This is a genomic window from Actinomadura sp. 7K507 (assembly GCF_004348425.1).
Taxonomy (GTDB): domain Bacteria; phylum Actinomycetota; class Actinomycetes; order Streptosporangiales; family Streptosporangiaceae; genus Spirillospora.
This window is the reverse complement of sequence record NZ_SMKK01000036.1, coordinates 17444-29106: the sequence shown is the minus strand read 5'-3', so window position 1 is coordinate 29106 and position 11663 is coordinate 17444. Positions and strand designations below refer to the sequence as shown.

General features: G+C 71.7%; 11 protein-coding genes and 1 riboswitch. Of the genes, 6 read left to right on the top strand and 5 right to left on the bottom strand.

The genetic code is table 11. The annotated features are described in order from the left end of the window. Positions 1 to 46 precede the first annotated feature (46 nt). The 3 genes from E1285_RS11030 to E1285_RS11020 all read right to left on the bottom strand — a co-directional run bounded on the left by E1285_RS11030 (position 47) and on the right by E1285_RS11020 (position 2099). Entirely contained in the window at positions 47 to 664 is a 618-nt protein-coding gene (locus tag E1285_RS11030) for a copper resistance CopC family protein (RefSeq protein ID WP_132150810.1), read from the bottom strand. Further along, positions 661 to 1368, bottom strand: coding sequence for a YcnI family protein (locus E1285_RS11025; protein ID WP_132150808.1), 708 nt, complete (start codon positions 1366 to 1368; stop codon positions 661 to 663). Before E1285_RS11025 ends, E1285_RS11030 begins: the two co-directional genes overlap by 4 nt. 77 nt (positions 1369 to 1445) lie before the next feature. Further along, positions 1446 to 2099, bottom strand: coding sequence for a hypothetical protein (locus tag E1285_RS11020; protein ID WP_132150806.1), 654 nt, complete (start codon positions 2097 to 2099; stop codon positions 1446 to 1448). 107 nt (positions 2100 to 2206) lie between these two features. Continuing rightward, positions 2207 to 2430: riboswitch (cobalamin riboswitch) on the top strand. 102 nt (positions 2431 to 2532) lie between these two features. On the opposite strand from E1285_RS11020, the gene E1285_RS11015 reads away from it, so the two are divergent. Both E1285_RS11015 and E1285_RS11010 read left to right on the top strand, forming a co-directional pair. Then, positions 2533 to 4896: a ribonucleoside-diphosphate reductase subunit alpha gene (locus tag E1285_RS11015; RefSeq protein ID WP_243722713.1), complete on the top strand. Its 2364-nt coding sequence runs from the start codon at positions 2533 to 2535 to the stop codon at positions 4894 to 4896. Next, on the top strand, positions 4893 to 5912 hold the full coding sequence (locus E1285_RS11010; RefSeq protein WP_243722712.1) for a ribonucleotide-diphosphate reductase subunit beta: 1020 nt from the start codon (positions 4893 to 4895) through the stop codon (positions 5910 to 5912). The genes E1285_RS11015 and E1285_RS11010 overlap by 4 nt, the downstream gene beginning before the upstream one ends. Before the next feature lie 52 nt (positions 5913 to 5964). On the opposite strand, the gene E1285_RS11005 is transcribed toward E1285_RS11010, so the two are convergent. Then, positions 5965 to 6465, bottom strand: a complete 501-nt coding sequence (locus tag E1285_RS11005; protein WP_132150804.1) for a MarR family transcriptional regulator — start codon at positions 6463 to 6465, stop codon at positions 5965 to 5967. A gap of 106 nt (positions 6466 to 6571) precedes the next feature. On the opposite strand from E1285_RS11005, the gene E1285_RS11000 reads away from it, so the two are divergent. The 4 genes from E1285_RS11000 (at position 6572) to E1285_RS10990 (ending at position 10304) form a co-directional block, all read left to right on the top strand. Beyond that, complete coding sequence (locus E1285_RS11000) at positions 6572 to 7516, top strand: EamA family transporter (RefSeq protein ID WP_132150802.1); 945 nt, start codon at positions 6572 to 6574, stop codon at positions 7514 to 7516. A 34-nt stretch (positions 7517 to 7550) separates the two neighbouring features. Beyond that, positions 7551 to 8741 carry an MFS transporter gene (locus E1285_RS10995; RefSeq protein ID WP_132150800.1) on the top strand — a complete coding sequence of 397 codons (1191 nt, stop codon included), beginning with the start codon at positions 7551 to 7553 and terminating at the stop codon, positions 8739 to 8741. A 117-nt stretch (positions 8742 to 8858) separates the two neighbouring features. Beyond that, entirely contained in the window at positions 8859 to 9017 is a 159-nt protein-coding gene (locus E1285_RS45485; RefSeq protein ID WP_165966553.1) for a hypothetical protein, read from the top strand. Between the two features lie 162 nt (positions 9018 to 9179). Continuing rightward, positions 9180 to 10304 (top strand): hypothetical protein, encoded by a 1125-nt coding sequence (locus E1285_RS10990; RefSeq protein ID WP_132150798.1) that lies wholly within the window; start codon positions 9180 to 9182, stop codon positions 10302 to 10304. Here the strand turns inward: E1285_RS10990 and E1285_RS10985 are convergent. Continuing rightward, positions 10252 to 11640: an acyltransferase gene (locus tag E1285_RS10985; protein WP_243722711.1), complete on the bottom strand. Its 1389-nt coding sequence runs from the start codon at positions 11638 to 11640 to the stop codon at positions 10252 to 10254. The genes E1285_RS10990 and E1285_RS10985 overlap by 53 nt on opposite strands. Positions 11641 to 11663 lie beyond the last annotated feature (23 nt).

The window sequence follows — 11663 nt, the reverse complement described above, 5'->3', positions numbered from 1 at the left end:
GGTGAACACTGTAATCCAGTAATCACCCGACCGGTCGCGGAAACGATCAGTCCCCGGAGGCCGGGGAGCGGCGGAACCAGGCGACCGCGCCGGCGGCCGCCGCGATGACGAGCGCGATCAGGCCGATCCACAGCCAGCCCGACGACCCGCCCGAGTCCCCGGTGCCCGCGGCGTTCGTCGCGGACGGCTCCGGGGCAGGGGGCTCGGCGGCGGCGCTGGAGGGCGCGCTGGGCCCGTCGCCGGGCGACGCGGCCGGCGCGCCCTCGACGGTGAACGTGTAGGTGCCCTGGATCGGATGCCCGTCCGACGACACGACCCGCCAGGCCACCGTGTACTCGCCGTTGGGCGGTGCGCTGCCGAGCGCGGCCGTGACCTTGTTGTCGACCGCCTCGGGCTCCCCGGCCTGGTACTCCTTCTTCGACGCGTCCGTGACGATCACGCGTGGCAGCCGCACCGAGCCCGAGAACGTCAGGACGATCTCGGACGGCGCCTCGACCGTCGCGTCCTCCTTGGGGCTGGAACCGGTCAGCGTGTCGTGCGCCGCCGCCGGAGTCGCGGACACCACCAGGACCAGCAGCACCGCGGCGGCGCCCGCCACGGCGAGCCTCGCCGCGCGCAGCAGCGGCCGCACGGCCCGCACCGAGCGCTTCACCGGGCGGTTCATGACCGGCTCCGAGCGCGCGTCAGGCCGAGGCCGCCGACGCCGACGCCGATCACTCCGGCGGCGATGCCGAGGCCGCCGAGCAGCCGGGCCGTCCCGTCGTCGGACGTCGCCTCCGCCGCCTCGGCGGGCTTCTTCCCGGCGACGAGCCCGGCCGTTTCCGTGCCGCCCTCCGGGAGCAGCTTGAGCACCGGCGCGGGATGCTCGGGCTCGGCTCCGCCCTCGACCGGCGGTTCCTCCCACTTGACGACCTCGCCGTTCGAGTACGTCTGGTCGGCCTTGAAGACCATCTGGTCGGTGCCGGTAGGCAGCTGCCCCATCGAGACGTCGAACTCCTGGAACTGGCCGGGCTCGATCTCGCCGCCCGTCCAGGTGATCTTGCTGACGGCCTCGGTGAGCTTGCCGCCGTGCGCCTCGATCGGCTCCGGGAGCTCGGACTTCTCCACCTTCACCTTCCAGCCGGGAGTGGGGCGGACCGACACCGACGACAGCGGGTGCTCGGCGGGCAGGTGCACGACGACCTCGGTGGTGGACGCGTTGTCGCGCTCGTTCGGTACCCGGAACGCCACCTTGGCGTACGAGCCCTGCTCGGCGGAATCGGGGTTGGCGGTGACGTGCGCGGACGCGGCCGTGGCCAGCCCGACCACGGATATGGACGACAGCGACGCGATGGCGCCGGCTCTGCGGACATGCGGAGCGAAGGACATGACGGAACTCCGTTCGAGTCGTACGAGAGGGAACCGGATGCGCCGGGAACAGGCGTCCGGTGACGTACGGCGCTCGCTCAGCCGGGGGCGAGCACCCTCGAACGCGGCGGGGGACCCCGCCTGACGACCTGGTGCCGCAGGACGCGGCCGACGGCCATGACGGCGGCGGCAGCCGTCACCACCGGGGTACGCCGCGGGGGCGCGGCGGGTTCGACGGTGAGGAGGGCGATCAGCAGCCGGATCGGACGGTCCGCCGCCGCGGCGACCCGCCGGGCCAGCGACCACGCGGCCCGTTCGCCGCGACGCAGCCACCACGCCGCGACCAGCGCGGCCATGGTGTGCGAGAGCGTCATCGCCGTCCCGCCCGAGCCGTGCGCGACCGGGAGCATGACGTCCGTACCGGCCTGCACGGCCGCCCCGTGCATGGCCCCGTCCATGCTTCCGTGCATCGCCGTGGAGTGGTGGTACATCGGCTCGGACGCGGCCGTGAACAGGGCGTGCAGCGCGAACTGGCCGCCGAGGAGACCGCCCAGGATCGTCGCCAGCGAGCGTTCGTGGCCCGCCAGCATGAGCGTCACGCCCAGCACGGCGCAGAACCCGGCCGCCGCCGCCCAGACCGGAACCGTCCCCGCCGCCAGCACGTGCCCGACGATCGCAAGCGTCACGCACACGGTGGCGAACACCACCGCGCGTGCGGTTCGGAACGCGGGTCGCGGGACATGCGGGGACATGGCGCCACCATCCTCCCACCCGGGTCGCCGCGACCGCAGCCGACCCCGCCAATCCACTCCGACACGCCCAACATCTTGGGGTTGCGCAAAGATCGCGAACTAGATGTAGGGTCGAGTCCCGTGCTGGTCCGCCCCCGCCGTTTCGCGGCGGGGGCGGCGTAAGAGGGAACCCGGTGCGAGTCCGGGACTGCCCCGCAGCGGTGAGCGGGAACGACCGCCGTCAGGAAGCACTGGGCCGTCCGGCCCGGGAAGCGACGGCCAGTAGGACGCGCCTCGTCCAGAGGCGCGGCGCCCGCGAGTCCGAAGACCTGCCCGCACGTTGTTCGTCCAGGCCTCGCGGGTGGGCCGGGGACGGAGCGCGGCGCGCCCCGGCAGGGCGGCTCGCGTCCCGTTCGCACGCCTCCGCGAGGCGGCTTGCGAGGGGAGAGAGCACGTGACACAGGACCTGGCCGCGCCACCGGCACCGGCACCGGCACCATCACCGGCACCGGCACCGCCCGCCGAGATCATCGCCGAGGTGGAGGCCGCCTGCGCCGGGATACCGGACGTCGAGGCGGGACGGGTGCTGGCCGCCGTCCGGGCCGGGAACGGGACGGACACGGCGGCCCTGCGGGACCTCGCGATCGGCGAGGCGGGCGCGCTGGTGCCCGCCGAACCCGGATACTCCAGGGTCGCCGCGCGGCTGCTCGGCACCCGGATCCGGGACGAGGCGCGTGCCGCCGGAGTCCGGACGTTCGCCGAATCGGTCGCCGCCGCGCACCGGGAGGGGCTCCTGGCCGGCGCCCCGGCCGCGTTCGTCGCCGCCAACGCGCCCGCGCTCGACGCCCTCGTCGACGAATCGGCCGACGACCGCTTCGAGTACTTCGGCCTCCGGACCCTCTACGACCGGTACCTGCTGAGGCATCCGCGGACCAGGCTCGTCCTCGAACGCCCGCAGCACTTCCTCCTGCGCGTGGCTTGCGGTCTCTCATATCCCGACGAAGTCGGGCCGGGGGGTGTGGGGGGTCGTCCCTCCTCGGGAAGCACCGAGTCGGTGGACGACGCGGCCGAGCTGTACGGCCTGCTCAGCACGCTCTCCTACCTCCCCAGCTCGCCGACGCTGTTCAACTCCGCCGCCCGCCGCCCCCAGCTCTCGTCGTGCTTCCTGCTCGACTCGCCCCGCGACGAGCTGGACTCGATCTACGAGCGGTACGGGCAGGTGGCGCGGCTCAGCAAGTACGCGGGCGGCATCGGGATCTCCTGGACGAAGGTGCGGTCGCGGGGCTCGCTGATCCGCGGCACCAACGGGCACTCGAACGGGATCGTCCCGTGGCTGCGGACGCTCGACTCGTCCGTCGCCGCCGTCAACCAGGGCGGACGGCGCAAGGGCGCGGCATGCGTGTACCTGGAGCCGTGGCACGCCGACGTCGAGGAGTTCCTGGAGCTGCGCGACAACACCGGCGAGGACGCGCGCCGCACCCACAACCTCAACCTCGCCAACTGGATCCCGGACGAGTTCATGCGCCGCGTGGAGGACGACGCGACGTGGTCGCTGTTCGACCCCAAGGAGGTCCCCGAACTGGCCGACCTGTGGGGCGACGCCTTCGACGAGGCGTACCGGGCGGCCGAGAAGGAGGGCCGGTACGTCCGGCAGCTCCCGGCCCGCAAGCTGTACGGGCGCATGATGCGAACCCTCGCAGAGACCGGGAACGGGTGGATGACGTTCAAGGACGCCGCCAACCGCGCCTGCAACCAGACCGCCGAGCCGGGCCAGACCGTCCACCTGTCCAACCTGTGCACGGAGATCCTGGAGGTGACCAGCGACGGCGAGGCGGCCGTCTGCAACCTCGGATCGGTGAACCTGGCCGCGCACGTCGGCCCGTCCGGCATGGACTGGGAGCGGCTCCGCGCGACCGTCCGCACCGCCGTGCGGTTCCTGGACCGCACCATCGACCGCGGCTACTACCCGACGCCCGAGGCGGAGGCGGCGAACACCAAGTGGCGCCCCGTCGGGCTGGGGGTGATGGGTCTGGCCGACGTGTTCTTCACCCTCCGCCTCCCGTTCGACTCGCCGGAGGCCCGCGACCTCTCGGCGCGCATCTCCGAGGAGATCGCGCTGGCCGCCTATGGCGCGTCCGCCGATCTGGCCGCCGCCCACGGCCCGCTGCCGGCCTACGACCAGACCCGCACGGCCCGCGGTCAACTCCACCCGGACCATTTCCCGGACGCGGAGCCGTCCCGTCCCGCCGAATGGGACAGGCTCCGGGAGCGCGTCGCCGAGGTCGGCCTCCGCAACTCGCTCCTCATCGCCATCGCGCCGACGGCCACGATCGCGTCCATCGCCGGCTGCTACGAGTGCATCGAGCCGCAGGTGTCCAACCTGTTCAAGCGCGAGACGCTTTCCGGTGAGTTCCTGCAGATCAACGCCTACCTGGTGGACGATCTGAAGTCACTCGGTCTGTGGACCCCGGCGGTGCGCGAGGCGATCAAGAAGGCGAACGGCTCCGTCCAGGGCCTCGTCGATCTCCCGGACGAGCTGCGCGCCCTCTACCGGACGGCGTGGGAACTGCCGCAGAAGTCCCTGATCGACCTCGCCGCCGCCCGCACCCCGTACATCGACCAGTCCCATTCGCTGAACCTGTTCATGGAGACGCCGACGATCGGCAAGCTCTCCTCGATGTACGCCTACGCATGGCGGCAAGGCCTCAAAACGACCTACTACCTGCGCTCCCGCCCGGCCACGCGAATAGCGCAGACAACGGTCGCGGCGGCCACCTGCTCCCTGGAGAACCCCGAGACCTGCGAGGCCTGCCAGTGAGCGCGCGAAACGGCAACGCCATGCTGCTCGACCCCGGCATGGACCTGACCCTGCGGCCCATGCGCTACCCCGACTTCTACGAGCGCTACCGCGCCGCGATCCGCAACACGTGGACGGTCGAGGAGGTGGACCTCGCGTCCGACCTCGTGGATCTGGCCCGCCTCACACCTGCCGAACTGCACCTCGTCCACCGTCTGGTCGCCTTCTTCGCCACCGGCGACTCCATCGTGGCGAACAACCTGGTGCTCAACCTCTACAAGCACGTCAACGCCCCGGAAGCCCGCCTCTACCTGTCGCGGCAGTTGTTCGAGGAGGCCGTCCACGTCCAGTTCTACTTGACGCTCCTGGACACCTACCTGCCCGACCAGGATGAGCGGGTCAAGGCGTTCGCTGCGATCGAGCACATCCCGTCCATCCGTTCCAAGGCCGAGTTCTGCTTCCGCTGGATCGACTCGCTCGGCTCCCTGGACGAGCTCCGTACGGCCGACGACCGGCGTACGTTCCTGCTGAACCTCATCTGCTTCGCGGCGTGCATCGAGGGCCTGTTCTTCTACGGCGCCTTCGCCTACGTCTACTGGCTGCGTTCCCGCGGCCTCCTGAACGGCCTCGCCTCCGGAACCAACTGGGTCTTCCGGGACGAGTCGATGCACATGGAGTTCGCGTTCTCCGTGGTGGACACCGTCCGAGCCGAAGAACCCGAACTCTTCGACGACGCTCTGACCGGCCAGGTCGTCCAGATGGTGGAAGAGGCCGTCCAGGCGGAACTCGACTTCGCCCACGACCTCTGCGGCGACGGCCTTCCCGGCATGAGCGCGGACGACATGCGCGCCTACCTCGAGTACGTGGCCGATCAGCGCTTGGTCCGCCTGGGCCTCCCGGCCCGCTACGGCACGGCGAACCCGTTCGCCTTCATGGAGTTGCAGGACGTCCAGGAACTGTCCAACTTCTTCGAACGCCGGGTCTCGGCCTACCAGAGAGGCGTGGAGGGCAGCGTCGCCTTCGACGAGGCGTTCTGAACCGACCGGCCTTGCAGTGGTGCCCGTCCCGGGGTCCTCCTGGGGCGGGCCACTACTTCAGGGATGTGTCGCCGAACGATTCCAGGAGGCCCCGCAGTACACCCGCCAGTTGCTCCCGCTCCTGCGGGCCGAGGGACTCCAGGAGGCGCGCCTCGTTCGCCGCGTGCAGCGGGAGGATCTCCTCGATCTTCGCCCATCCCCGCTCGGTCAGCCGGACCCGTACCGACCGCCGGTCGCCCTCGTCGCGGATCCGCTCGACGAGGTCCTTGGCGGCCAGCCGGTCGATCCGGTTCGTGATCGCGCCGGAGGTCACCATGGTGGCCTTGTTCAGGGCGCCCGCCGTCAGCTCGTAGGGCGGGCCCGACCGGCGCAGCGTGGCCAGGACGTCGAACTCCCATTTCTCCAGCCCGAACCCGCCGAAGAACTCCTTGAGCTCGCGGTCCAGGAGCTGCGACAGGCGGGAGATCCGTCCGACGATCCCCATCGGCCAGACGGCCACGTCGGGTCGCTCCCGCTTCCACTGTTCCAGTACCTGGTCCACCGCGTCGCCCATCGCCGGTCCTCTCCACGCTAGAAATCTTAACGTTCATCTACTTGACGTTGAAGCTCATCGCGGGTCATTATCTCAACGTTGAGATTATGAGTGGAGAGGCAACGAGATGTCCAGTACCACGCCAGGCGCCTCCGGGACGGTCGCGCTCACCGCCCTCACCCCCATCGTCTGGGGATCGACCTACGCCGTCACCACCGAGCTCCTCCCGCCCGGCCGTCCCCTGCTGACCGCGCTGCTGCGGGCCCTGCCCGCCGGCCTGGCGCTGCTGGCCATCACCCGGACCCTGCCCCGCGGCGCGTGGATCGGGCGGGCCGCGATACTCGGCGCCCTGAACATCGGCGCGTTCTTCCCGCTGCTGTTCCTGGCCGCCTACCGGCTCCCCGGCGGCGTCGCCGCCGTCCTGGGCGCGGTCGGCCCGCTGTTCGCGCTCGGCTTCGCGGCCATGCTGCTGTCCGAACGGCCCACGAGCCGGAAGGTCCTGGCCGGGCTCGCCGGGATGCTGGGCGTGAGCCTGGTCGTGCTGCGCGCCGACGCGGCCCTCGACACCGCCGGGATCATCGCCGGGCTGGCCGGAGCCGCGTCCATGTCCGCCGGAACCATCCTCACCAAGCGCTGGGGACGGCCGGAAGGGGTCGGGGCGCTGGCCTTCACCGGCTGGCAGCTCACCGCCGGCGGCCTGCTGCTCCTGCCCCTGGCCCTGCTGGTGGAAGGCGCGCCGCCCGCGCTCGACGGGCACGCCATCGCCGGCTACCTCTACCTCGGCGTCGCCGGCACCGCCGTCGCGTACTGGATCTGGTTCCGCGGCATTTCCCGCATCCCCGCCACCTCGGTCGCGTTCCTCGCCCTGCTGAGCCCGCTGTCCGCGGCCGTCATCGGCTGGGTCGTCCTCGGCCAGGCGCTCTCCCCGCTCCAGCTGCTGGGCATGGCCATCGCCCTCGGCGGCACCCTGCTCGGCCAAGCCCCCGCGAAGACCCCGGCACCGCCCGCCGCCACGCCGCCCACCGCCATGAAGACCCCGCGGAGCCGGGCGTCAGCCGACCTGGCCGCCTGAGACCGGCCGGCCGATCCAGAAGGAATCGAGAACCATGAACCCCATCGACGCGCCCGCGTCCACCGCCCCCGTCTCCGAGCACGTGTCCCTCAAACGCTGGCTGGCCGTGGTCGCCGTCGCGGTCGGGACGTTCCTCGTGGTGACGGCGGAACAGCTGCCCGTCGGCCTGCTCACCTCCGTCGGCGCCGACCTCGGGATCTCCGAGGGCACCGCGGGCCTGATGGTCACCGTGCCCGGACTGGTCGCCGCCGCAAGCGCGCTGCTGGTCCCGGTGGTGATCGGACGCCTGGACCGCCGCGTGGTCCTGCTCGGCCTGATCACGCTGATGGTCGCGGCCAACGTGCTGTCCTTCCTGGCCCCCAACTTCCCGATCCTGCTGGCCTCGCGCTTCCTGGTCGGGATCAGCATCGGCGGGTTCTGGGCGCTGGCGGCGGGCATCGCCGTCCGGCTGGTCCCGGACAGCCACGTCCCCCGCGCCACCTCGATCGCCTTCGGCGGCGCCACCGCCGCCAACGTCCTGGGCGTCCCGGCCGGAACCCTGATCGGCGGGCTCACCGACTGGCGCATCGCGTTCCTCACCCTGGCGGGACTCGGCCTCCTGGCCATCACCGCGCTGTTCGCGCTGCTGCCGAAGATCCCCGCCGCCGGCTCCATCCGGCTCGGGGCCCTGCTCGGCCTGTTCGGCAACCCCGTCGTCCGCGCCGCCACCATGACGACCTTCCTGCTGGTCAGCGGGCACATGGCGGCCTACACCTTCGTCAGCCCCATCCTCCAGGACGTCTCCGGCATCAGCGAGAACCTCATCGGCCCCCTGCTGCTCGTGTTCGGCGCAGCCGGCATCGTCGGCACCTTCGTCGCCGGAGCCGCCGCCGGACGCAACGTCCGCGCCACGATCGTCGCCGTCAGCGTCCTGCTCACCCTCGTCCTCGTGCTCTTCCCGCTCCTCGGCACGACCCAGGTCACCGCCATCGCGTTCCTGATCCTGTGGGGCCTGGCCTTCGGCGGCGTCCCGGTGGGCGTCCAAATGTGGATCTTCAAGGCCGCACCCGACCACGCCGAAGCCGCCACCGCCCTCAACACCGTCCTGTTCAACCTCGCCATCGCCGTAGGCGCCCTGCTCGGCGGCTTCGTCGTCAACGCAGCCTCCACCACCACCGTCCTGTGGTTCGCCGCGATCTTCACGGCCCTGACCTTCCTGGCCGTCCGGAGCGGCCGGAAGGCGTGACCCGCCGGCATGTCCGGCGAGGCGGCGCCGAGGGGAAGGTCTCGCCAGACGGCACGTTCCGAACTATCGAGAGCGGGCAGGCGTTGAGGGGGTAACGCTAGGCCCAGGAGGAAGAAGATGGCTTCCATCGTCGACCGGATCAAGAAGTTCATCCAGAGCCCGCAAGGGCAGAAGGCGCGGGCCAGGGCGGAGGGGATGGCCCGAAATCCCCGCACGCAGGCCAAGGCCCGCCGCCTGCTCACCAAGTTCCGCGGTGGCGGCGGAGGCCGCCACTGACCGCGACTCCCCCGCACCGATCGGCGAAGGCTCCGTTCCACTCCCCGGGACGGAGCCTTCGCCGTGCCGAGCCCCGCGTCATGATCGCGGATCCTGGGAACCGCCGGGGCCGGAGGACCGCCTAAGCGGTGATCCTTTCGCCGCCGCCCCGGAGACCTCCTCATGACCACCGAGATCGTCGTCGTCACGTCGCCGCTGACCCAGATCGCCGAGTTCGGTGGTCTGCCTGTGCTGGACGCGGCGCCCACACAGAGCAGCTGGAACCTGCGGCAGGACGCCGTGAAGGCGCTGGGTCGCCTTGGCGCGGCCGTCCCGCCCCATCTCGAGCCCGATGAGGATCGTGACGCCGCGCGCCTGGCCGCGGCGCTCGGCGACCCGGGTTCGGTCGCGTGGTGGCTGCCACTCGTGTCCTGGGAGGACGACGCTTTCCGCTACGCGGACGACCACCTGGACTGGCTCGTACGGCAGGTGGGCGGCGAGGCGATCACCACGCTGGTGATCGGCGGCATCGTCGACCACCTCCAGGCCGAGGACGACGGAGAGGAGCCCGTCACCGGACCCCGTCCCCGGACCTTCGCCGCCCCCGCGAAGGAGGATCCGTCGAGCGACGAGGAGGCGCTGCCCGAAGCCGTCCAGGCACTGGCGCGGCGTGCCGCGGACCTTCCGAACCTGCGCGCCCTCTACGTCGGGGAGATCGACACCGGCCAGCAGCACCACTGCGAGGACGTCGACGTGGCGGCGCTGCTGGAGGCCTTCCCGCGGCTGGAAGAGCTCACCGCGTGCGCCTTCCTCTCGCTGCGGTTCCGGGCCGCCGAGCACGCCCGCCTGCGCCGCCTGGGGCTCCATGGCGCGATGTTGGACGACGAGATCACCGGCCTCGCCGCCAGCGCGCTCCCCGCCCTCGAACACCTGGAGCTGTGGTCGCAGGAGCAGATGGACGATGCGCCGGACCCGGGCGAGCGGGAGGCGTTCGGCCTGCTGTTCGGGAGCGACACGATGCCGCGCCTGCGCCATCTGGGCCTGCGCGAGTTCACGTTCGTCGACGAGCTGGTCGAGGAGCTGGCGGTCTCGCCCCTGCTTCCCCGGCTCCACACTCTCGACCTGTCCCGCAGCGCGGTCACCGACAAGGGGGCGCGGACGCTGCTGACCGGCGGCGCCTTCCAGGGCCTCACCCGCCTGGACCTTCGCCGCCACTACATGTCCGCCGAGATCGCCGAAACGGTCCGCCAGACGTTCACCACGGCAGGCGTGGACGTCGACACCAGCGACGGCGGCCACCCCGGCTGACGCGATCCGTGCGTTCGCCGGTCGGGGCCGTAACCCGGCGGTTCATCAGGTGGAGGATGAAGACGCCGCCGAGGTAGGCCAATAGTGCCTGCGTCGGGAGGCCGGTCGGGGCGTGGAAATCCGGGTCCGCCAATGTGACGCCGACCAGCCCGGTCAGCGCGGCTGCCAGGCCCACGATGGTCAATGCCGTGTACGTCCGCTCGTGCGTGCCACGGTGCGGGGGTGTGGCCGTACGGGCGGGGCGGAGTCTGCCGCGCCACTCGATCCAGCCGAAGAGCGCCATCAGGACGGCGAGGACGATCGCCAGGAACGCCAGCCACGGAAGCCGCAGCACGATCCACTCGGCCGACCCGATCGGCGGCTGCGGGAAGACGCCCGTCGGGTAGAGGACGCCCGCGGCGACCACCACCGCCGTCATATGCCACAGGAACACGGTCAAGATCACCGCGTTGACCCCGACCACGGCGGTCCACACGCGGGGACGTCGCAGCCACCGGTCGGCCCGGTCGCGTAGCAGCAGCACCAGCCCGGTCTGGGCCGCCGCGAGGGACAGCAGCGCCACGGTCGGCGGGGAGGTGTTCTGCACCTCCGCGCCGGGGACGGCGACCATGCTGACCGGGTACGGGCCAGCCACCGTGAGCAGCACAAGGCAGCCCAGCCCTCCGGCCAGCAGGGGCAGGGCGACCTTCCGCCGCGCCGGCAGCCGCCCGTCCCGCCAGGCGAACCCGAGCTGATGGACGGCCAGCCACATCAGGACGAGATTGGCCGTTCCGCCGTGCGGCACGTCGAAGCCCAGCCGCAGGACGTCGCCGACTCCGACCAGCACAGCCAGCACGACGGGGACCGCGAGCCCCCATCGCCGGTGCAGGGCGTACATCACGGGGGCGAGGACGACGACGCCCACGTAGACGGCCAGGAACCACAGCGGGATCCTGGCCAGCCAGACCGCCCGTCCGATCAACTCGGGGTCGGCGCCAAGAGCGCGGGCCGGCATCGCCGCTCCCGCCAGCACGACGAGGAACGCCGTGGTGGGGCGCAGCAGCCGGTCCGTCCGGCTCAGCAGCCAGTCCCGCCACCCCACGCCGCGTTCTCGGGACGACCCCAGCGACGCCGCATTGGCGAATCCCCCGACCAGGAAGAAGACCGGCATGACCTGGAAGATCCACGACAGCCAGTGCACCCAGCCCAGGACCTCCAGGACGTGGACACCGTCAAGGCCGCCCCGGTCGTAGGTCACCACCGCGGCGAGCCAATGACCGGTCACCACCAGGAGGATCGCGACCGCGCGGAGCAGATCGGCCCAGCGTTCCCGGTACGCCGGCGTCCGCTCCGCCAAGCCGCGCAGTGTGCCGGGCGGCC